Source organism: Ramlibacter tataouinensis TTB310 (genome assembly GCF_000215705.1).
In the GTDB taxonomy this organism is placed as follows: Bacteria; Pseudomonadota; Gammaproteobacteria; order Burkholderiales; family Burkholderiaceae_C; genus Ramlibacter; species Ramlibacter tataouinensis.
The window spans coordinates 630,691-650,941 of record NC_015677.1; the positions used below are offsets into that span (position 1 = coordinate 630,691).

The following is a 20,251-nucleotide window of genomic DNA, read 5'->3' on the forward strand; positions in this document are numbered from 1 at the left end:
CCAAGCCCGACAGTCGCGGCGGGCGGTTCAGCTGAGGGTGCGAAGGCGGGCGGTTCTCCGACGCGCCTTGCGTGGCAGATGTGCGAACCTCTTGCTCAAGCAAGAGCGCCGGCGCTGGCCACCTGCAACTGGCCAGACGCTGTGCCGAATCGATGAAACCATCATGAAACTTCTGCTCCCGGTCCTCACCGCCCTCCTGATGTCTGCATGCGCCAGCGCCCCGCCAGCGAACCCGGCGGCCGCGCAGGCGTACCCCGCGTGGCTGGAGATGAAGCCCGGGTACGCCGAAGCCTGCATCAGCGCAGGCGGCTGCGTGCCGATGACCCAGGGCGAACTGCAGCAGATGGCCGCGGAGATCATGCAGCGGACGATGCAGGTGTGCCGGCGGACGTCGGACATCTGACCGGCGGCATCCGCTTGCGCCGGGAACGGTCGCGAGCCCGCACCCGGCAAGCTGCACACAGCCGCTCAGTCGACCACGCCGTAAGTGCGCCGGAACGCTTCGCAGAACGCGGGCACGCCGCTCAGCGTCAGCGCCAGGGTGACCCGCGTCCGAGGGTTGGAGGGCGCGAGCGATATCGCTGCGCTTCGGCTGTCATAGACGACTTGCAGCGGCGCCTCGGGCTCCAGCGTTCCCTGCAGTTCATAGTCCCAGTCGCCCTCGTCCTGCAGCGCGGCCGCCGGCCCGAAGTTCGCGTGCGCCCATTGCAGAACCGCCGCCAGCTCGGCCAGCAGTGCAGGCAAACGGTCGGGAAGCACGGACGCCAGGGCATCGAAGCTGCCCCGGCCGGATTCCTCGTCGCTGAAGTCGAAGACAAGGTACTGCAGTTCCATGGCGCAAGCATGCACCACGCCCGGCCGAAGGCGGATGCCTTAGGGATCGATCGACTTTTGCTCACAACGCGGGCTGCGCGACTTGTCAAACTCGGACCGATGCAATCCCTTGCTGCCTCTTCATTCTTCCGCTTCGACAACAGCTACGCCCGCGACCTTCCGGGCCTTTATGTCCCCTGGAAGCCGGCCCAGGTGCCTGCGCCCCGGCTGCTGTTCCTGAACCGGCCCCTGGCCGAAGAGCTCGGGCTCGACCCCGCCTCCCTGCTCGGCGACGAGGGTGCGGCCATCTTCGCCGGCAACACGGTTCCGCAAGGTGCCGAACCGCTGGCACAGGCTTATGCGGGCCACCAGTTCGGCGGGTTCTCCCCCCAGCTGGGCGATGGCCGTGCGCTGCTCCTGGGCGAGATCCTGGACCGGCAGGGCCGGCGGCGCGACATCGCCTTCAAGGGCTCGGGCCGGACGCCTTTCTCCCGCGGCGGTGACGGCAAGGCGGCCGTGGGGCCGATGCTGCGCGAGGTGCTCATCAGCGAAGCGATGCACTCGCTGGGGATCCCCACCACGCGCGCCCTGGCCGTGGCGGGCACCGGCGAGCCCGTCTACCGGGAGAAGGTCCTGCCCGGCGCGGTGCTGACGCGCGTGGCCTCCAGCCACCTGCGCGTGGGCACCTTCCAGTTCTTCGCGGCCCGCGGCGAAACGGGCAAGCTGCGCCAACTGGCCGAGTACGCGATCGCCCGCCACGACCCTGACCTGGCGGACACGCCGGGCCGGTACCTGGCGCTGCTGGGCCGCGTGGCGCAGCGCCAGGCCGCTCTGATCGCCCAGTGGATGAACGTCGGCTTCATCCATGGGGTGATGAACACCGACAACATGACGATCTCGGGCGAGACCATCGACTACGGCCCCTGTGCATTCATGGAGGCCTACGACCCCGGGGCGGTCTTCAGTTCGATCGACCACGGCGGCCGCTACGCCTACGGCAACCAGCCGCTCATCGCGCAGTGGAACCTGGCCCGGCTGGCCGAGGCCCTGTTGCCGCTGATGGTGGAGGACGAGAGCGAGGAGGCGGCGGACCGTGCCGTGGCGCAGGCGTCGGCCGTGATCGATTCCTTCTCCGGGCTGCACCAGGGTTTCCTGCTGCGCGGCCAGCGTGCCAAGCTGGGGCTGGGAGAGGCTGCCCAGGGCAGCGACGCGGCCGATGCCGCGCTGGCGAACGACTGGCTCGCCTTGCTGCACGCGCAGGGCGTCGACTTCACCCTCGGCTGGCGGCGGCTGGCGGATGCGGCCGCGGGTGACGACCCTGCGCTGCGGGCGCTGTTCCCCGACGCGCAGGCGCTGGACGCATGGCTGGCCCGCTGGCGCGCCCGGTGCGCGAGCGACGGTGCCGTATCGGCCGACGCCCGGGCCGGGCGCATGCGCAGCGCCAACCCCTGGATCATTCCGCGCAACCACCGCGTGGAGGAAGCGCTGCAGGCCGCCTCCGACCAGGGCGACCTGGCGCCTTTCGAGCGCCTGCTCTCGGCACTGCGCCGGCCCCATGAGGAAAAGCCGGAGCACGCCCCCTATGCGGCGCCGGCGCCGGCCGCCGTGACGGCCGGCTACCAGACCTTCTGCGGCACCTGAAGCCGCGGTCATCGCCGTTGTTCGCACCATCCGGAGAGTCGATGGAATACACCTCTGCCCATGAGTTCCTGCGCCGCGTCGGTGAGCGCAATCCCGGCCAACCCGAATTCCTCCAGGCGGTGGCCGAGGTGGTGGACAGCGTCTGGCCCTTCATCGAGCAGCATCCGCGCTATGCCGAGCAGGGGCTGCTGGACCGGCTGGTCGAACCCGAGCGCGTGGTCATGTTCCGCGTCAGCTGGGTGGACGACCACGGCCGTGTCCGGGTCAACCGGGGCTACCGCATCCAGCACAGCATGGCCATAGGCCCGTACAAGGGCGGCATCCGCTTCCACCCCTCGGTCAACCTCTCGGTGCTCAAGTTCCTGGCCTTCGAGCAGACCTTCAAGAACGCGCTGACCACCTTGCCCCTGGGCGGCGGCAAGGGCGGGGCGGACTTCGACCCCAAGGGCAAGAGCCCCGCCGAGGTCATGCGCTTCTGCCAGGCCCTGGTCTCGGAACTGTTCCGGCACGTGGGGGCCGACACGGACGTGCCTGCAGGCGACATCGGCGTGGGCGGGCGCGAAGTCGGCTACATGACGGGCATGTACAAGAAGCTGGCCAACCGGGCCGACGCCGTGTTCACCGGCAAGGGGCTGAGCTTCGGCGGCTCGCTGATGCGCCCCGAAGCCACGGGCTACGGCACGGTCTACTTCGCCCAGGAGATGCTCGGGACCCGGGGCCGCGGCCTGGAAGGCCTGCGGGTGAGCGTTTCGGGGTCGGGGAACGTGGCGCAGTACGCCATCGAGAAGGCGATGGCGCTGGGTGCCCGGGTGGTCACCGCTTCCGACTCCGGCGGCACCGTGGTGGACCCCGAGGGTTTCACGCCGGAGAAGCTGGCCCTCCTGATGGAGGTGAAGAACCAGCGCTATGGCCGCATCAGCGAATACGCCGAGCGCACCGGCGTCCGCTACGAAGCCGGCAAGCGCCCCTGGCATGTGCCCGTGGATGTCGCCCTTCCGTGCGCGACGCAAAACGAGCTGGACGCGCGGGATGCGGCGCAGTTGGTAGCCAACGGCGTCCTCTGCGTGGCCGAAGGCGCGAACATGCCCTGCACCCTGGAGGCCGCCCACGCGTTCGAAGCCGCCCAGGTGCTGTATGCGCCCGGCAAGGCGAGCAATGCCGGCGGCGTGGCCACCTCGGGCCTGGAGATGAGCCAGAACGCGCTGCGCCTGTCCTGGCCGCGCGAAGAGGTCGACGCCCGGCTGCTGCAGATCATGCAGGGCATCCACGCGGCCTGCCTGCGGCACGGCAGGCGTGCCGACGGCACCGTCAGCTACCTGGACGGCGCCAACATCGCGGGTTTCGTCCAGGTGGCCGATGCGATGCTGGCCCAGGGCGTGACCTGAACCATTCAGCCCACAACGTAGGGCGTCTCTGGCACGGGCGTGTGGAAGCTTGCATTCAGCACGTTCCAGACCCGGATGGCGCCGACGCAGAAGGTCAGCTCGGCGATCTCGGCTTCGCTGAAGTGCCGCTTCAGCTCCTCGAAATCGGCATCGCCGGGCACGCGGTGCGGGATGGCGTTGACCGCTTCGGCCCAGTTGAGCGCCGCGCGGTCCTTCGGGTCGAAGAAGCGGTGCGCCTCGCGCCAGCCGGCCAGGGCATTCACCTGACGAGGCTCCAGCCCCATCCTGAGCAGCTCGGCCCAGTGCATGTCGATGCAGAAAGCACAGCCGTTGATCTGGCTGACGCGCAGGTTGACGAGTTCCTTCAGCCGCTTGTCCAGCGTTGCGCCGGCCGTGAAGGCCAGCTGCGTCAGCGCTTTGGCGGACTTGGGGGCAAGGGCGTGGTAGTTGAGGCGAGGCGACATGGACGTGCTCCTGGAATGGAAGATCTTGGGGCGGGAACGCCGGATCGGCGTTCCTGCACCCAAGACGCCCGGGGGGCGCGTCTTGTGACAGGCGAGGGCAGCGGCAGCGTCAAGGCAGCACGTTCACCAGCTTGGCGGGGTTGCGGATGGCGTAGATCGCCACGATCCGCTGGCCGTCCGTCACCACGGCATTGGCGGACTCCAGCCTGCCGTCGACGTAGCGCAGCAGGCCCGGCTCGCCGTTGATGGTGGCGATGCGGTATTCCAGGCGCTGTCCCAGGCGCAGCGCATGCGCCCAGTACAGGTTGGTCACGCGCTCGCCGCCGTGCATGCCGCCGGCCACGGCAGGCACCTTGCCGCCGCCGTCGCCGATGGTCTGCACGTCGTCGGCCAGCAGCGCGCGGATGGCGGCGCGCTGGCCGCTCTGCGCGGCGGCCACGAATTTCTCGAGCAGCCGCCGGTGCGTTTCCGCCGGTACCCGGAACCGCGGCCGCCGGTGCCGCACGCGCTCCCCGGCGCGATGCACCATCTGGCGCACGGCGGGTTCCTGCTTGCCCAGCATGTCGGCGATCTCGCCGTAGTCGTAGTCGAACACCTGCCGCAGCAGGAAGGCGGCGCGTTCCTCGGGCCCCAGCCGCTCGAGCAGGTGGAGGAAGGCGACGGACAGGTCGCTGGCGAGTTCCGCGGCGGCCTCGGGCGTGCGCTCATCCACCTCGACGATCGGCTCGGGAAGCCACGAGCCGACGTAGGCCTCGCGTTCGCTGCGGGCCGATCTCAGCCGGTCGATGGCCAGCCGGGTCACCACCGTGACCAGCCAGGCCTGCGCGGACTGCAGGGCGGCGTGGTCCGCCTCGCGCCAGCGCAGCCAGGCGTCCTGCAGGACGTCCTCCGCGTCCGCGCGAACGCCGAGCATGCGGTAGGCCATGCCGAAGAGGCGGGGACGCAGGTCCCAGAACAACCCGGTTTGGGTGGAATCGGTGGCCATGGCTACTCAAGCCCGTCAAATCCGACTAGACGAACCAGCGGTAGGTTCTGTGACACGGTGCTGGCCCTCGCTCCCATTGTCCGCTTCGGCGGTGCCGGGTTCAACCGATCAAGGCGGACGGGCAGGGGCCATTGGCTGCCACGTTGGAGCTGGCCGGTTCGGCATGACGAGCACGTCGGCGCGACTGCTCGCAAGCACCTGCTGGGTGACGCCGCCCAGGATGAAGTCGGCCAGCAGACCACGCTGGCGCTTTCCGATGACCACCAGTTCCGCGCCAGTGGCGCGCTCCCTGGCCAGCACGCAGCGGGCCGCGTGGCCGAACGCGACGGCGGACACCGCCCCGAGCTTCTGCGCGCCGGACGACTTGATGAAGTCCCTCAGCATCGCCTGCGCCTTTTGAATGGCAGTCTCGCCCGGATGGGCAACCAGTGCCTCAGGCGCTGTTGCCCGACCATTCGCGTTGGCCACCACAGCATGAAAGACCTGCGGTTGCGGATCGCGCGACAGCGACATCGCGGCAGCGATCAAGTCGACAGCCTCCGGCCGCAGGTCCACCGACACGAGCACCCGGCCGTAGCGCCCGTGTTCGGGGGGGCCGGGTGTGGCATTTCGCCCCGGGGTGGCGGGCCGCTTGACCACCAAGGTCGGGATGCGGCATAGCCGGATCAGGCGCTCGGCCTGGGTGCCCGAAATCCACTCGCGAAGTGGGTTGGCCCGGCGGGGACCGATCACCAGCAGGCCCGCGGCGCGCGCGGCACTGATGGCCGCTGGCAGCAGCTCGCCTTCCAGCGCCTGTGCGTCCAGCTCGATGCCGAGGTGCTCATGCAGCTGCCTGCCGATGCTGCCGAGCGCTTGGCGTGCTCCAGCCATGTGCTTGGCCCCAGCGCTGACATGCAGCAGGCGCAAGGACGCTCCTCGCTCGCGCGCGATGCGTGCACCGCGCCAGACGGCGTTGTTCGAAGCCGGCGAAAGGTCGGTGATCACCAGCACGTCTTGGGAAGCAAGCCCCACGGCCGTCCCGGCGCATGACAACGCGCTCACGTGGTGTAGTCCCCGGTGGCTTCCGGCTGGAACAGCACGTCGACGATCCGCGCCGCCCGCTCCTCTCCTCCCGGCGTGCGCCATTTCGCCACGTCACCCGCCCGCAGGCCGATGAGGCTCGAGCCCAGCGGAGACAGCACGGAGATGAAGCCTTGCGACGGCTCCGCGTCATCGGGGTAGCACAACGTGATCTTGTAGCGCGCGGCGTGCGGCACGTGCTCCAGCAGCACCTGGGTGTACATCGTGATCACGGTGGGCGCGACCGACGGCGATCCGACGAGAACGCTGTTGTCGAGCAGATCCTGAATGGCTTCGGACGTGCCGGGTTCTGACTGCAACAGCAGCCGCGTCAGGCGCAGGTAGTCGATTTCGGTGAGCGTGCGCTCGGCGGACAATTGGGTTTCCATGAACAACTCCTGGGCAAAGGCAAACGTGATGCCGGGCTGCAGCCAGCCGCGGCTCGGGCGCGGGGAGTGCCCGGCGATTCAGGGTTGCGCAAAGGGGAGTTGGGGGGTGAATCGCCGGGCTCAGGGGAGTGCTTGCAGCTGCGGATTCGCGGCCGCACTCCCTTGAACATCCTGCGGCGTTCGCACGCAGGCCCGCCCGGCGCCCGCACGAGCGCATGCGCCAAGGATCAGAGGGGGCCAGGAGATCGCCTTCACGCAGCCGAGTCTAGGGCGCCGAGGGGGACATCACAAATTCCGGCCCAATGCCCTTGCAGCCCTTGCCAGAATCGGAATGCGTCCGCTTGCCGCAGCGTGAAGCGTCGGGACTGGGGTAAGCTCGGACCGCTTTCGGCCCGACATGCCCGATGAAAAGCTCCTAATCGTTCTGCTGCTGCTGCCCTTCGTCGGCAGCGTTGCCACGGTCGTGCTTTCTTCCCGAGCGCGCGACGCTGCCGCGTGGGTGTCTGCCGGCGCTTCCCTTCTGGCGCTGGCGGGCGCGGCCAGCCTGTACGGCCGCATGAACACGGGCGATGTGGTGCGCCTGAAGATGCCTTGGGTGCCGACGGCAGGGCTTGAATTCACGCTGCGCATGGATGGCTTGGCCTGGATGTTCTGCATGCTCGTGACGGGCATCGGATTCTTGGTCGTGCTGTACGCCCGCTACTACATGTCGCCGCGCGACCCCATCGCGAGGTTCTTCGCCTTCTTCCTGGCGTTCATGGGCTCGATGCTCGGCGTGGTGCTTTCGGGCAACCTATTCCAGCTGGTGTTTTTCTGGGAGCTCACCAGCCTTTTCTCCTTCCTGCTCATCGGCTACTGGCACCACAACCCGGCCGCACGCGACGGCGCACGCATGGCGCTCATCATCACCTCGGCCGGGGGCCTCAGCCTGTTTGCCGGCGTGCTGCTCCTGGGCCGCATCGCGGGCAGCTACGACCTCGATGCGGTGCTGCTCGCAGGCGATCGCATCCGGGCTCATTCGCTGTACGTGCCGGCCCTCATCCTCATTGCCGGCGGGGCGCTGACCAAATCCGCGCAGTTCCCATTCCACTTCTGGTTGCCACAGGCCATGGCCGCACCGACGCCGGTATCGGCCTACCTGCACTCGGCGGCCATGGTCAAGCTGGGCGTGTTCCTGCTGGTGCGGCTCTGGCCGGCTTTGGCGGGAACGGATGCCTGGACCTGGGTGATCGGAACGGCTGGACTGGTCACGCTGGTCCTGGGTGCCTATGTGGCCATCTTCCAGCACGACCTGAAGGGCCTGCTGGCGTACTCCACCGCCAGCCACCTGGGCCTGATCACGGCGCTGCTGGGGCTGAACAGCCCGCTTGCGCTGGTGGCGGCGGTCTTCCACGTCATGAACCATGCGACCTTCAAGGCGTCGCTCTTCATGGCCGCGGGCATCATCGACCACGAATCGGGCACGCGGGACATCCGCCGGCTCTCGGGCCTGTATCGCTTCATGCCGGTCACCGCGACGCTGGCGATGGTGGCCGCCGCCGCCATGGCCGGCGTGCCGCTCCTGAATGGCTTCCTGTCCAAGGAGATGTTCTTTTCCGAGTCACTGCGGGCGCAAGGACCGGTGCAGGCGATCAACAGCGTTTTGCCGGTCATCGCTACGGCGTGGGGGATGTTCAGCGTCGCCTACTCACTGAGATTCATCCACGGCGTGTTCTTTGGCCCGGCGCCGACCGGTCTGCCACGGACCCCGCATGAGCCACCGCGATGGATGCGCTTGCCGATCGAGTTCCTGGTGCTCGCCTGCCTCGTCGTCGGCATCTTGCCGACGCTCACGATCGGCCCGGTCCTGGACATCGCGATTCGCTCGGTGCTGGGCGACCAGGTGCCGCCGTACAGCCTGGCCGTCTGGCACGGCCTGACGGTCCCGTTGATGATGAGCCTGCTGGCGCTTGGCGGCGGCGCAGTTCTCTATCGGGTGCTGCAGCGATACTTCGCTCGCGGGCAGGACCGCACGCCGCTGCTGCCCTCGATCCAGGGACGCCATGTCTTCGACAGCCTGCTGGCTGCCGTCTCATGGCGCTGGGCTCGGGCAATCGAGCGAGCCATTGGCACCCGGCGGCTGCAGCCGCAGCTCGGCCTGCTCATACTGTTCGCCCTGGCAGCCGGCCTCTGGCCGGTGTGGGCGCGCGGCCTTCACTTCGGAGCTCTGCTGCCGACCGACGCGGACACGGCCTTCCTGCTGATCTGGATCGTCGGCGTGGCCTGTGCAATAGGGGCCGCCTGGCAAGCCAAATTCCACCGTTTGGTGGCCATCGTGCTCGCCAGTGGCGCTGGGCTGGTGGTTTGCCTCACCTTCGCCTGGCTCTCCGCTCCGGACCTGGCTCTGACGCAGCTGCTGGTGGAGATCGTGACGAGCATCCTGCTGCTGCTGGGCTTGCGTTGGCTTCCGCAGCGCATGCCGTTTCGCAGAAGCGCGGCCGCCACCCGCGCCGCGCTGCCGCGCAGGGCGCGCGACCTCGCCCTGGCCATCGGCGGCGGCGCTGGCCTCGGCCTCGTCGCGTACGCCGTGATGACACGGCCCTTGCCCGACGGGACCGTTTCGCGCTTCTTTCTGGAAAACGCCTGGCCCCTGGGCGGCGGCACCAACGTCGTGAACGTGATCATCGTGGACTTCCGCGGCTTCGACACGCTGGGCGAGATTTCCGTGCTCTGCGTGGTGGCGATCACCGTCTACTCGCTGCTGCGTCGGTTCCGGCCCGCGCCGGAGAGCATCGCGCCCCTGGCGCAGCGGGCTGGGCAGACAGGCGTGACCAAGGGGGAGGATCTCGCGATCCCGGCCATCATCATGCGGTGGATGTTGCCGGCCATCAGCCTCGTGGCGCTCTACCTCCTGCTGCGCGGGCACAACCTCCCGGGCGGCGGATTTGCGGCGGGGATCACCATGACGGTCGGGCTGATCCTGCAGTACATGGCCGGCGGCACGCGTTGGGCGGAAGACCGGCTCCCCATCCGGCCGCTCAGCTGGATGATGGCCGGTCTTCTCCTGGCAGTCGGTACCGGCGTCGGCTCCTGGCTTTTCGGGTATCCCTTCCTCACTTCACACGTGGCCCACTTCGAAGTGCCGCTGCTGGGCGAGCTGCATGTGCCCAGCGCGTTCTTCTTCGACCTGGGCGTTTTCTTCCTGGTGGTAGGAGCCGCCGCGCTGCTCCTGATCGCGCTCGGCCACCAATCGACGCGCGCGCACCGCTCCGCCGAAAGACGCTGATGGAAATCATCGTCGCCTTCGGGATCGCGGTGCTGACAGGCTCGGGCGTCTGGCTCATCCTGCGCCCGCGTACCTTCCAGGTCATCGTTGGCCTGTCGCTGCTTTCCTACGCCGTCAACCTGTTCATCTTCGTGATGGGCTGGGTTCGTGCCGGCGCGCCGCCGATCGTCGGCACGGCGGGCATCCCGGACCCTTCCCGTTTCGCCGACCCCCTCCCTCAAGCGCTGGTCCTGACGGCCATCGTGATCGCGTTCGCCACCACGGCACTGCTGATGGTCGTGCTGCTTGCGGCGCGGGGCCTCACCGGGACGGACCATGTGGACGGGCGGGAACCGGACCAATGAGCCAGGTCGCCCAGCACTTGATCATTGCGCCGGTCATCGTGCCGCTGCTCGCGGGGGCGCTCCTGCTTGTCATCGATGAGCCGCGCCATACCTTGAAAGCCTCCGTCAGCCTGGCAGCGGTGCTTGTGTTGCTGACGGTGGCGGCAGCACTGGTGGCCCAAGCTGATGCTCCCGTCACGCACGTGTACTCGCTGGGTGCCTGGGCGGCTCCCCTGGGCATCGTGCTGGTGGCGGACCGCCTCGCGGCCGCCATGGTTCTGCTGACGTCGCTGCTCGGCCTGGCTGCCCTGCTGTTCTCCGTGGCACGCTGGCACCGGGCCGGGCCTCAATTCCACTCGCTGGTGCAATTTCTCCTGGCAGGGCTGAATGGGGCCTTTCTGACCGGCGACCTTTTCAACCTGTTCGTGTTTTTCGAGTTGCTGCTGGCCGCCTCCTATGGGCTGGCCTTGCACGGCAGCGGGGCGCCCCGGGTTCGCGCGGGTCTTCACTACATCGTGATCAACCTCGCCGCGTCCCTGCTGTTCCTGGTGGGCGTGAGCCTGCTGTACGGGATGGCCGGCACGTTGAACATGGCCGACTTGGCGGTCAGGCTGCCGCAGCTGCCGGCCGAGGACCGGCCGCTGCTCGAAGTCGGCGCGGCGACGCTCGCCGTCGCATTCCTGGTGAAGGCGGGCATGTGGCCTCTTGGGTTTTGGCTGCCTGCCACCTACTCGTCCAGCAGCGCGCCAGCGGCGGCGCTCTTCTGCATCCTGAGCAAGGTCGGCATTTACGCCGTCTTGCGCATCTGGTTCGTCGTCTTCGGCGACGGGCCGGGCGCCGAGCTGATCGCCTACGGGGGCCTGGCCACGCTCGTGTTCGGGATGGTGGGGATGCTCGGCTCGCAGGACCTCGGCCGAATTGCGAGTTTCAGCCTGGTGGTGTCGTCGGGCACGCTGCTGGCGGCCATCGGCGTGGGCGGCCCGGCCGCCGTCGCGCCCGCGCTGTTCTATCTCGTGACTTCCACGCTCGGGACGGCGGCACTGTTCCTCCTTGTGGAACTGGTCCAGCGCTCGCGGGCGCCCGGGGCCGACCTGCTGGCGGTGACAGCCGACGCCTTTCGCCTCGAGGGCGAAGATGACGAGCCCGAAGAGCTGGTGGGCGTGCTCATTCCCGCCAGCATGGCGGTGCTGGGCCTGGCCTTTGCTTGCGCCTCCCTGCAGATCGCCGGGCTGCCGCCGCTGCCCGGGTTTGTGGCCAAGTTCTCCATCATGGCCAGTGTGCTGGATGCGGGCACGGTCTCGGGGGGTGCATGGGTGCTGCTCACCCTGGTCATGCTCTCCGGACTGGCGGCCCTGATCGCACTCGGACGCGGGGGTGTGCGCGTCTTCTGGGCCGGCTCCGATCGAACCGTTCCCCGCGTTCGCCTCATCGAGGTCGTGCCGGTCGCGGGCCTGATCGCGGTCTGCCTCGTGCTCACCGTGTTCGCCGGTCCGGCCATGACCTACATGCAGGACGCCGTGGACGCGCTGCATCCGGCCGACGGCTACATCAGGGAGGTCCTGGAGGCGCCGTGAAAAGTTTCGTTCCTTATCCGCTGCTGACGTTCGCGCTGCTCGTGATATGGCTTACCCTGAATGACAGCATCGATCCCGCGCACGTGCTGCTGGGGTTGCTGATCGGCCTGGCCGGCGGCAACGTGTACGCACGGCTGGAGCCACCCCGCAAGAAGTTCCGGAACTTCCTTGTTCCCGCCGCCGCCCTGATCTGGCTGGTGTTCGTGGACATCGTCCGATCGAACATCGCCGTCGCGCGGATCGCCTTGCATCTGCCCGCGCGGGACCGGGTGGCAGGCTTCCTGCCGATTCCGCTGGAGCTGCGCGAGCCTGCCGGGCTGGCCGTGCTCGCCTGTATCGTCACCGCCACCCCTGGGACATCCTGGGCCCACTACGACGCAGCCGCGAGCGTGCTCACCCTGCACGTGCTCGACCTGGTCGACGAAGAAACGTGGGTTCGGCAGTTCAAGGACCGGTATGAGCGGCGCCTGATGGAGATCTTCGGATGAACACGTCTTTCCTTGATGCCGCGCTCGCCACGGCGCAGCTTCTCATCGGTCTCGCCATCGTGTGCAGCTCGATCCGCCTGGTGCTCGGGCCCCGCGCGCAGGATCGCGTTCTGTCGGTGGATACGCTTTACGTCAACGCGGTGCTCCTGTTCCTCACGCACGGGCTTCGTACGGGAAATCCGTACGTGTTCGAATCCGCGCTGGTGATCGCCGTGCTCGGCTTCGCCTCGACAGCAGCGCTGGCCAGGTTCCTGCTGCGCGGGGAGGTGATCGAATGAGCATCCTGACAGGCGTGCTCGTCCTGGCCGGCGCCCTGCTGGCACTGGCCGGCTCCGTGGGACTCCTCAGGCTGAAGTCGTTCTACGAGCGGGTCCATCCGCCCACGATGGGCAGCACCCTCGGCACGGGGCTCATCCTCATCGCCTGCATCGTTCACTTCAGTGGCATCGAGGGTCGCCTGGTCCTCCACCACCTGCTGATCGGTGTCTTCATGACCGTCACCACGCCGGTCACGTACATGATGCTGGTGCGTGCAGCGCTGCATCGGGATGCTGCCGAAGGCCGGGACCTTCTGGCTTTGCGTGAACAGCGCCCCACAGCGGTCGAGGCGCCGCCGCAAGGTTGAGGTGGCGCCTATTCTGGCAAGCCTCGTGCGGTCTTGCCCACCCTCGCGGGAGCCATCGAGCTTGCCGTCCTAAACTGGGCGGCATGACGTCCTTCTGTGCACCGCGACTGCCTGCGCCAGCGTCCTGCCGTTTCGGTCCACAGCGCGCAGCGCTCTCCTGAGCCCGGCGGTTCCGGCCACGCGCCATGGAATCGCCGGGCCGCATAGCCCCGGCCGCTTGCCATGTGCGGCAAGCGCAGTCCCGCTTCGCAGGAGTGTTCCATGCCCGACTCTTTGCCTTTCCACGGCCTGCTGGCCCCGCCCGCGTCGAACTCGGCAGCGCTTGCCGCACCGCCATCGGCTGGTTTTCGGTTCCGGCCAACGAAGCCACAACCCATCGTGGCCTTGGTCGATGGTTCGCGTGGTTCCGTCAATGCAGCGTGGCGCGCCGCGCTCATAGCCCAGGATTGGGAGGTGCCTTTGAACCTGCTGCGCACGGCGCACGCAACGCAACCCGGCAGCGCCATCGACGACTTGCCCCGCTAGGTCAGGCAGCGCCTGCGGGTCAAGGTCACCACCCGGACCGTGGTGGGTGACCTGCTGGATGCACCAGCCCAGGTCCTGGAATCCGCGGCACTGCTGGTCACGCACGGTGCGACCGGCTTGCGGCCTCTCGACTGGTTCCAGGGTACCCGCGCCGAGCGGCTGGTGCGGAGGTTTTCCGTTCCGGTCCTGGTGGTGAAGCAGCCCGCAGGCAGGCGCTACCGGCGGGTGCTGGTGGGCGTCAAGCTGGATCCGCGCGCCGGCGAACTGATCGCACGGGCCAGCAAGGTGTCGCCCAGCGCCCGGGTCGATGTTCTCCACGTGCTCGGCACCTCGCATGAGTACAGGTTGCAACTGGCCGACGCTCCCGAAGCCGCAAGGCGAGCGCAGCGCCTGCAGGTCGTGCGCGACGCGTACAGGAAAATCGAGGCCATCATCGCCGCCGCGGCTGGCCACGCATCGGACGCGGCCGCCTCCCTGGTCTTTGGCAGCGCGCCGGGCCGGCTGGTGGAGGTGGAGCCGCGTTGCTCGTGCTGGGCAAGCGGCAGCGGCACCGCCTCGCTGACTTCTTCCTGAACGGCGGAGTCGTGCAAAGGGCGTTGGCTGAAGTCTCGAGCGATGTGCTGGTCGTGCCACTGGGCGGCCCGAGGTCGCGCCGAACAGAGGAGTCGGGTACCGTGGCCCAGTTCTGATGCCGGCGCCCTGCGCGATGGCCGGTAGCTTGATGCTCATCGTTCCTTGGGTCAGGTATTGGTCTGTTCCGGCGGGACCGTCGCGGGATTCGGGAGTGCAGCGGCCGGCTTTCCGCTCGGCTGCCTGCCGCGCGGCGTCGGTCTGTCCAGCACGTAACTCGTCATCGTGATCGAACCCAGGGTGCCGCCCTCCACCAGCACCTCCGCAGGGCTGGCCGCTCGTGCGCACAACCCGGCCAGGTACGCGAGCGGGAGGAAGTGCTCCGGAGTCGGCACGGACAGGCCGTAATCGGGGTGGGATGCCAGGTCCGCCAGTTGCCCAGGGCGGGACGTCATCACATCCTTCACGGCGGCATCGAATCTCCCGGCCCATTCGCAGCTGCGGTCCGGGTTGTCCCAATCCACCCGGCGCAGGTTGTGGACGACGTTGCCGCTGCAGATGATGAAGACACCCCGTCCGCGCAAAGGGGCCAGGCTCGCGCCCAACCCGATGTGGTAGCGCATGTCCTCACCGCTGTGGACGGAAAGCTGGACGACCGGCACATCCGCCTTCGGAAAGAGATGGGCCAGCACCGACCACGTACCGTGGTCAATGCCCCAGCTGTCCCGGTCGAGCCCGATGAAACCGGGCTTGACCAGCTCGGCCACCTCCCGCGCCAGTTCCGGCGAGCCAGGCGCCGGGTAGTCGAAGTCGAACAGCGCCTTGGGGAAACCGTAGAAATCATGGATGACCGGCGGGCGTTCCATGGCCGTAACCGCACTCACATTCACGAACCAGTGCGCCGAGATGGCAAGGATCGCTCTCGGACGAGGGACCGTTCGCCCAAGCTCCTGCCACGCAGCCGTGAACCGGTTGGTTTCCAAGGTGTTCATCGGGCTTCCGTGGCCGATGAACGCGGCGGGCATGATGTCCATGGAGGTTTTTGCTTTCGTGACCGTACGGCTTCGGAAATCCTGGCTCATGCGTCCTCCTTCGGCTGGCACAAGGGCTGCGAGCAGGCACTTTCATTATGAGTGCACCCGCGGGCGCCATGCAGGCTGCCGACTCAGGATGTCACCGAGCAGCCCGACCGCTTGCGGTGCGGCCCGAGCACTCCGAACGCAGTACGAGCGCCGGCTTTGGCCCGTTCACAGGGACCGCAGCAACACGGCGCTGGCCGGCGGCAACAGCACGTTGAGCTCGCCATCGCTGGCGATCAGCGGCGGCTGTGCCTGCGGCGCCCAGCTGCCGTCCTGGCCGATCGCAACGCCACCCAGGGTCTGCCCGGTGCTCGCAGACAATGCCGTGCCGCGCAGCCACAGCGGTTCGTAGCGATCGGCGGCGATGCCGGTGACGACGCTCATGCGGACGCTGCGGCTGTCGTCCTTGTTGATCAGGATGAGGTTGCGGCCGCCGTCGGCCCGCTGGACCCCCCAGGCGCTGACATTGATGACGGCGCTGGGCGCGACCACCAGGCCTCTCATCGGCAGTCCCTGGGCAGCTTGCGAGAACATCAACATGCCATAGAACTCGGGGCGCGCTTCCACCACCACGCCATTGCGGTCGGCTATCGGCGTATAGCCTGGGCCGCTGCCGCCACCATGCATGTTCACACCCGTACAGCCGGCCACGGCGCAGTTGAACATGAAGTCCATGACCCACAGGGCCGTGCCGAAGGCATTGCTGACGTTCGCCACCCCGCCGTTGAAGAAGCTGTTGGCCTCGGCCAGGCGCACGCCCTGCTCGATGCCTGCCTGCGACGCGCCCGAGACGAGAACGGCCAGCTCGTTCAGCAGGACGGGGTCGGGCCGCAGCAGCAGCGCCAGCGTGGAGGCCGGATCATTGCGGTCGGCCCGGTAGTAATGGTGGGTCAGCAGGGACACGTTATCGCCCTCGTCGCGCGCGAAGGGCAGCGTGAAGCGCCTGATATCGAATGCGACGGCCGGCCCGCTGAAGGCCACGCCGGGGCTGACGGCGCTCATCGCGCTTCGCAGCTCGCGCCATTCGCTGCGGAAATCGGGATAGGACCAGTCATCCGGCCGATACTCGTTCCTGCGATACAGGTCGGGCTCATTGCCGATCTCCCAGGCGAGCAGCGATGAACCCAGACGGCCGAAGACGTAGGCGGCCTCGTCGGCGGCGCTGGCCGTCGTGTTGCGTGCCATGTTCACGCCATAGATCAGCTGCCACTGCGTGGCTTGCAGAAAGTCGGCCAGGGCGTCGACATGGGCCGGAAGGATCGGGGTGAGGCCGCTGACTGCCCCGTTCCAGCTTGATCGATCCACCGCATTGGCGCCTATGCGAAGAACCCCTGGTCCCAACAAACGAAAGAGCTGGATCAAGGCCGTATTGCTGCCCGTGAACAATGGCTGGGCGAGCTTGTTCTTCTCATAGCTCAATCCCGTGAAACGGCTGTCCAGGCGCGCTGCCGTGCTGACGCTCTGGAACCCGACATCGGCTTGCACCTGGGGTGCGGAAGCAGGGGCCGGCTGCGGCGGTTGTGCGCTCGCACCGGCGGCGCCGTCACTTCCTCCGCACGCGGCAAGGGCCGGCAGCAGGGAGGCGCCGGCGAGTGCGTAGGTCTTGATCAGCAGGCTCCGCCGCGTCGGATCCGGCGGCGACGGGGCAGGAACAGCGGGATGATTGCTGGACATTGCTGTCACGCGGTGCAACTCGCCAGGTCCAGGGCAACCGCGCTTTGAAGCGGCGTCTGTGCCGACGAGGTGCCGACGTGGACGACGAACTCCCCGTTGGGCGTGACCCAGTTTCCGTCGGCCCACTTCTGCAGGTCCGATTCGTTCGCCGGCTGGAAATAGGAGAACGGATGATGGGAAGCCGAGCAGTCGATGGCGACCGAGACCTGCTGGCTCGCGCCCGGCTGCAACTCCACCTTCCTGAAGCCCACCAGCCGCTTGGACGGCTCGCCAGCCTCGAGAGGCAGGGTCACATAGACCTGAGAGGCCTCTTTGCCGGCGCGGGTGCCGGTGTTGGTGATGGTGTAGTCCACCGTCAGCACCACCTTACCCGGGGCGGGACTGGCGGTCGCCAGGCGCAGGTTGCTGTAGGCGAAGGTGGTGTACGACAGGCCGTGGCCGAACGGGAACACCGGCGGTACGTTCCGGGCCTCGTACCACCGATATCCAAGCTCCAGGTTCTCGTCGTACAGCGTGACGAGTTGGGGGGAGCCGTCGGGCTCGAAGCCACCTTCTCCGCCGCCCAGTCCATTGGCCTCCCGCACGCCGGGGTACTGCGCCTCGGTCTGGTACGCGGCTTCGTTCGCGCTGTTGCCGAAGGTGACGGGCAGCTTGCCCGAAGGATTGGTGACGCCGAAGAGGATGTCCGCCACGACGTCTCCATCGTGCTGGCCCGGGTACCAGGCCTCGACCAGCGCACGCGCCTGGGGCAGCCAGGGCATGAGCACCGATCCCTGCGTCTTCAGGACCACAACGGTGTTCGGGTTTGCGGCCAGGATGGCCGGCACGAGCATGTCCTGGTTGGTGCCGTTGATGGAAGGCAGCGAAGGCGTGTTCGTGTCAAGGGTCTCCCGGGGGTTGTCGCCGACCATGACGATCACGACGTCGGCGTTGGTCGCCAGCTGGACCGCCTCTTCGATGACGTCCCCGTCGTTGTAGGTCACCTGGGCGCTGGAACCCAGCCTTCTCAGGGTGTTTTCCAGCCCTTGCCGCGGGGTTACCGTGGAGGACGCGATGACGTTCGTCATCTCCTCCCGGTCGCCACTGCGAGGAGGCATGGTCGCCTGACCGGCGAACCAGTCTGCGCCAATGAGGGCGACGGAGCGCACCTGAGGGTTCAGCGGCAGCAGCCCGTCGTTCTTCAGCAGGACCACGCTGCCGTCCGCTGCCTTGCGGGCGACCTGCGCGTGCGCCTGCAAGTCCCTCGGCAGAAAAGCGTCGTACGCCTCGTCGAAATGCCCGAATTCGAACATCTTGAGGAACCTGGGGCGCAGCAGCCGGTCGATGTCGGCCACGGTGATGTCTCCGGCCTCAAGGGCGGCCTTCATCCGCGAAGGCTCGTAGAACTCGGGCTCGAAGTCGAGCTCGTAGCTGACGCCGGCGCGAACGGAAGGCACCGTGCTGTGCATCGCGCGGCGGTCACTGACCACGTAGCCGTCGAAGCCCCAGCGTCCACGCAGGGTCTGCTGCAACAAGGGCTCGTTCTCGCAGGCCCATTCGAAGTTCAGGTGAGGGAATGCGCACATGATGGACGCGGGCTTGCCATCCCGCACCGTCATTTCGAAGGGCAGCAAGTACAGCTCGTGCATGGCGCGGGACGGGATCCTGGACGCCGCCGTCCAGCGTTCCTGCTGGTATTCCGACTCGTTGCCGACAAAGTGCTTGGGCGTCGCGTGCGACTTGCCGTTCGACTGGATGCCGCGCACCTGCTGGGTCGCGGTCACGCCAGTCAGGTAGGGATCCTCGCTCATGTACTCGTGGTTGCGGCCGCCGAAGGGGGTGCGGATCAGGTTCAGGCCAGGGCCCCACAGCGAGTGATGCGCCCAGCTGCGCAGCTCGGCGCCGAGGACCTGGCCCCATTGGAAGTTGATTTCAGGGTCGAAGTTGGCTGCAGCTGCCACACCGCTGGGCAGCGCGGTGGCGGTCGGTTCAGGAAGACAGTCCCCGCCGCGGATACCGGTGCCGCCGTTGGCGAACCTGAACGTCGGGATGTGCAACTCCGGGATGCCTTCGATATGCCGCCCGACCTGCTGGAACTCGCACGGCGGGTCCTCGTCCTGCAACTCCTCGTTGAGGACCGGCAGGTTGTAGAGCTGCTGCAGCTTCTGGTCCAGCGTCATTGCCGCGAGCAGGGCCTCCGTGCGTTCAGCCGCACCGAGGCTGGTGTTCATCCAGGCCGGCCGGCCTTCGCCCGCCGTAGTGGCCGGGGCGGTCGGCGCCGTCGGTGCATTGGCCGCGCCGCTGGTCTCTGAACCACCATCGCCCGAGCCACCACAGCTGCTCATGATCGAAAGTATGAAACACCCCAGAATCACAGCGAACTTCTTCATGATGATGACTCCTAGATCCGATGAAGGCCGGATTCCAAGCTTTCCATGCGCCGGTGGCCGGGTGTTTTCCGTTCCTGCTTGAAAATGCTCCTCACCTGCTAAGAGCGGGCACGCTGATCCACGGCTGTCCAATGCCCTTGCGGCGCCCCGTCAACCGTCAAATGCTTGTCGTTCCGCGATGCAAGCAGCCGGCTGGCCAGCGCGAGGCAGGCACCCAGGTAGACGATGCCCATGGGCACCCACATGATCAGCCCTGCAAGCTGCTGGTCTTCCAGTGCGTTCAATCCCCACGGGGCGGTGCGGTCGAGATACCAGGCGTACAGCGGAAAAGGAGCCGTCGTCAGCAGGGCGCCGAGCAGTCCGCCATGCACCAGCGTGGCAAACGCCGCGCCCAGTGCCGCTGCGGCGCGGCGTCGCGAGTGAGCGTCGAGGATCGCCTTCCAGAACAAAAGCGCCGTGCCGAAAAAGCAGGCATGCTCGAGCATGTGCACACCGTAGCTTGCAACCGCCGCGTCGAACGCGCGCGGCGCGTGCCAGCCCCAAAGTGCCAGACCATGCAGGAACGCCGACGGTAGCGGCCGTGAAAGCGCGCCAATGAGCGCGGCAAGCGCGCGCCATGGGTGGGAGCGAAGAAAACGCTTCCTGGATTCGGCAGGCAGCGCCCAGGCAAGGACCGCCCCCGGCTTGCCCAGCAGGAGAAGCACAGGCGCGGCTGTGACCAGCAGCGCGTGCTGGGCCATGTGGGCCGAGAGCAGTTCCTCGCCAAGCACATCCAGTGGCGAGACCAGCGCGACAAACAACGCAGCCGTGCCGAAGGCAAAGGCCACCACGTGGGACAGCGCGACGCCGCGCCCCCAGCCGGCGCTTGTCCAGAGCTGCCGCAATCCGCGACCGTAGAGCCAGACCGCGAGCAGCAGCGGCACAAGGACGACCGGATCGAAGCTCCAGGCGTGCCACAGCGTGTCGGGTCGCAGGGGCACGGACCCATGGGCAGCGGCCCAGCGGATCGCCGCGAACCAGAGC

The 20,251-nt window shown here is 67.8% G+C and carries 20 protein-coding genes; 11 read left to right on the plus strand and 9 right to left on the minus strand.

Annotated elements, in window-relative coordinates; translation table 11 throughout:
- The first annotated feature begins 163 nt into the window (after positions 1-163).
- Positions 164-403, plus strand: coding sequence for a hypothetical protein (locus tag RTA_RS03090; protein ID WP_041674994.1), 240 nt, complete (start codon positions 164-166; stop codon positions 401-403).
- A gap of 65 nt (positions 404-468) precedes the next feature.
- Here the strand turns inward: RTA_RS03090 and RTA_RS03095 are convergent, their stop codons facing one another.
- Entirely contained in the window at positions 469-834 is a 366-nt protein-coding gene (locus RTA_RS03095; protein ID WP_041674995.1) for a hypothetical protein, read from the minus strand.
- A gap of 99 nt (positions 835-933) precedes the next feature.
- On the opposite strand from RTA_RS03095, the gene RTA_RS03100 reads away from it, so the two are divergent.
- Positions 934-2,454, plus strand: a complete 1,521-nt coding sequence (locus RTA_RS03100) for a protein adenylyltransferase SelO (RefSeq protein WP_041674996.1) — start codon at positions 934-936, stop codon at positions 2,452-2,454.
- 41 nt (positions 2,455-2,495) lie between these two features.
- Complete coding sequence (gdhA, locus tag RTA_RS03105; protein WP_013899919.1) at positions 2,496-3,839, plus strand: NADP-specific glutamate dehydrogenase; 1,344 nt, start codon at positions 2,496-2,498, stop codon at positions 3,837-3,839.
- Between the two features lie 5 nt (positions 3,840-3,844).
- Here the strand turns inward: gdhA and RTA_RS03110 are convergent, their stop codons facing one another.
- The 4 genes from RTA_RS03110 to RTA_RS03125 all read right to left on the minus strand — a co-directional run bounded on the left by RTA_RS03110 (position 3,845) and on the right by RTA_RS03125 (position 6,736).
- Complete coding sequence (locus RTA_RS03110; protein WP_013899920.1) at positions 3,845-4,303, minus strand: carboxymuconolactone decarboxylase family protein; 459 nt, start codon at positions 4,301-4,303, stop codon at positions 3,845-3,847.
- A gap of 109 nt (positions 4,304-4,412) precedes the next feature.
- Positions 4,413-5,288: an RNA polymerase sigma-70 factor gene (locus tag RTA_RS03115; protein ID WP_013899921.1), complete on the minus strand. Its 876-nt coding sequence runs from the start codon at positions 5,286-5,288 to the stop codon at positions 4,413-4,415.
- Between the two features lie 108 nt (positions 5,289-5,396).
- Positions 5,397-6,278 carry a universal stress protein gene (locus tag RTA_RS03120; RefSeq protein WP_158307816.1) on the minus strand — a complete coding sequence of 294 codons (882 nt, stop codon included), beginning with the start codon at positions 6,276-6,278 and terminating at the stop codon, positions 5,397-5,399.
- Positions 6,279-6,325: 47 nt separating this feature from the next.
- Positions 6,326-6,736: a GreA/GreB family elongation factor gene (locus RTA_RS03125; RefSeq protein WP_013899923.1), complete on the minus strand. Its 411-nt coding sequence runs from the start codon at positions 6,734-6,736 to the stop codon at positions 6,326-6,328.
- Positions 6,737-7,133: 397 nt separating this feature from the next.
- On the opposite strand from RTA_RS03125, the gene RTA_RS03130 reads away from it, so the two are divergent.
- From RTA_RS03130 to RTA_RS03160, 8 genes are all read left to right on the plus strand, one after another.
- Complete coding sequence (locus RTA_RS03130) at positions 7,134-10,001, plus strand: monovalent cation/H+ antiporter subunit A (protein ID WP_013899924.1); 2,868 nt, start codon at positions 7,134-7,136, stop codon at positions 9,999-10,001.
- Positions 10,001-10,345 carry a Na+/H+ antiporter subunit C gene (locus RTA_RS03135; protein ID WP_013899925.1) on the plus strand — a complete coding sequence of 115 codons (345 nt, stop codon included), beginning with the start codon at positions 10,001-10,003 and terminating at the stop codon, positions 10,343-10,345. Before RTA_RS03130 ends, RTA_RS03135 begins: the two co-directional genes overlap by 1 nt.
- A complete protein-coding gene (locus RTA_RS03140; RefSeq protein ID WP_013899926.1) occupies positions 10,342-11,898 on the plus strand; it encodes a monovalent cation/H+ antiporter subunit D in 1,557 nt (518 codons plus the stop codon). The genes RTA_RS03135 and RTA_RS03140 overlap by 4 nt, the downstream gene beginning before the upstream one ends.
- Positions 11,895-12,386: a Na+/H+ antiporter subunit E gene (locus tag RTA_RS03145; protein ID WP_013899927.1), complete on the plus strand. Its 492-nt coding sequence runs from the start codon at positions 11,895-11,897 to the stop codon at positions 12,384-12,386. Before RTA_RS03140 ends, RTA_RS03145 begins: the two co-directional genes overlap by 4 nt.
- Positions 12,383-12,664 (plus strand): K+/H+ antiporter subunit F, encoded by a 282-nt coding sequence (locus RTA_RS03150; protein ID WP_013899928.1) that lies wholly within the window; start codon positions 12,383-12,385, stop codon positions 12,662-12,664. Before RTA_RS03145 ends, RTA_RS03150 begins: the two co-directional genes overlap by 4 nt.
- On the plus strand, positions 12,661-13,011 hold the full coding sequence (gene mnhG, locus RTA_RS03155) for a monovalent cation/H(+) antiporter subunit G (RefSeq protein ID WP_013899929.1): 351 nt from the start codon (positions 12,661-12,663) through the stop codon (positions 13,009-13,011). Before RTA_RS03150 ends, mnhG begins: the two co-directional genes overlap by 4 nt.
- A 261-nt stretch (positions 13,012-13,272) precedes the next feature.
- Positions 13,273-13,536, plus strand: a complete 264-nt coding sequence (locus RTA_RS20570; protein WP_143762892.1) for a hypothetical protein — start codon at positions 13,273-13,275, stop codon at positions 13,534-13,536.
- 42 nt (positions 13,537-13,578) lie between these two features.
- On the plus strand, positions 13,579-14,109 hold the full coding sequence (locus RTA_RS03160) for an adenine nucleotide alpha hydrolase family protein (protein WP_143762893.1): 531 nt from the start codon (positions 13,579-13,581) through the stop codon (positions 14,107-14,109).
- A 167-nt stretch (positions 14,110-14,276) separates the two neighbouring features.
- Here RTA_RS03160 and ygiD read toward each other — a convergent pair whose 3' ends face one another.
- The 4 genes from ygiD to RTA_RS03180 form a co-directional block, all read right to left on the minus strand.
- Positions 14,277-15,188: a 4,5-DOPA-extradiol-dioxygenase gene (gene ygiD, locus RTA_RS03165; protein ID WP_013899931.1), complete on the minus strand. Its 912-nt coding sequence runs from the start codon at positions 15,186-15,188 to the stop codon at positions 14,277-14,279.
- A gap of 165 nt (positions 15,189-15,353) precedes the next feature.
- Complete coding sequence (locus tag RTA_RS03170) at positions 15,354-16,859, minus strand: glycosyl hydrolase family 79 C-terminal domain-containing protein (protein WP_143762894.1); 1,506 nt, start codon at positions 16,857-16,859, stop codon at positions 15,354-15,356.
- A 5-nt stretch (positions 16,860-16,864) separates the two neighbouring features.
- Entirely contained in the window at positions 16,865-19,228 is a 2,364-nt protein-coding gene (locus tag RTA_RS03175; RefSeq protein WP_013899933.1) for a beta-glucosidase, read from the minus strand.
- Between the two features lie 98 nt (positions 19,229-19,326).
- Positions 19,327-20,208, minus strand: a complete 882-nt coding sequence (locus RTA_RS03180; protein WP_226986105.1) for a cytochrome c oxidase assembly protein — start codon at positions 20,206-20,208, stop codon at positions 19,327-19,329.
- Positions 20,209-20,251 lie beyond the last annotated feature (43 nt).

Bases quoted from the DNA above. Each gene is read 5' to 3' on its own strand.
- RTA_RS03090 (WP_041674994.1), top strand. From the start codon at position 164: ATGAAACTTCTGCTCCCGGTCCTCACCGCCCTCCTGATGTCTGCATGC.
- RTA_RS03095 (WP_041674995.1), bottom strand. From the start codon at position 834: ATGGAACTGCAGTACCTTGTCTTCGACTTCAGCGACGAGGAATCCGGC.
- RTA_RS03100 (WP_041674996.1), top strand. From the start codon at position 934: ATGCAATCCCTTGCTGCCTCTTCATTCTTCCGCTTCGACAACAGCTAC.
- gdhA (WP_013899919.1), top strand. From the start codon at position 2,496: ATGGAATACACCTCTGCCCATGAGTTCCTGCGCCGCGTCGGTGAGCGC.
- RTA_RS03110 (WP_013899920.1), bottom strand. From the start codon at position 4,303: ATGTCGCCTCGCCTCAACTACCACGCCCTTGCCCCCAAGTCCGCCAAA.
- RTA_RS03115 (WP_013899921.1), bottom strand. From the start codon at position 5,288: ATGGCCACCGATTCCACCCAAACCGGGTTGTTCTGGGACCTGCGTCCC.
- RTA_RS03125 (WP_013899923.1), bottom strand. From the start codon at position 6,736: ATGGAAACCCAATTGTCCGCCGAGCGCACGCTCACCGAAATCGACTAC.
- RTA_RS03130 (WP_013899924.1), top strand. From the start codon at position 7,134: ATGCCCGATGAAAAGCTCCTAATCGTTCTGCTGCTGCTGCCCTTCGTC.
- RTA_RS03135 (WP_013899925.1), top strand. From the start codon at position 10,001: ATGGAAATCATCGTCGCCTTCGGGATCGCGGTGCTGACAGGCTCGGGC.
- RTA_RS03140 (WP_013899926.1), top strand. From the start codon at position 10,342: ATGAGCCAGGTCGCCCAGCACTTGATCATTGCGCCGGTCATCGTGCCG.
- RTA_RS03150 (WP_013899928.1), top strand. From the start codon at position 12,383: ATGAACACGTCTTTCCTTGATGCCGCGCTCGCCACGGCGCAGCTTCTC.
- mnhG (WP_013899929.1), top strand. From the start codon at position 12,661: ATGAGCATCCTGACAGGCGTGCTCGTCCTGGCCGGCGCCCTGCTGGCA.
- RTA_RS20570 (WP_143762892.1), top strand. From the start codon at position 13,273: ATGCCCGACTCTTTGCCTTTCCACGGCCTGCTGGCCCCGCCCGCGTCG.
- ygiD (WP_013899931.1), bottom strand. From the start codon at position 15,188: ATGAGCCAGGATTTCCGAAGCCGTACGGTCACGAAAGCAAAAACCTCC.
- RTA_RS03170 (WP_143762894.1), bottom strand. From the start codon at position 16,859: ATGTCCAGCAATCATCCCGCTGTTCCTGCCCCGTCGCCGCCGGATCCG.
- RTA_RS03175 (WP_013899933.1), bottom strand. From the start codon at position 19,228: ATGAAGAAGTTCGCTGTGATTCTGGGGTGTTTCATACTTTCGATCATG.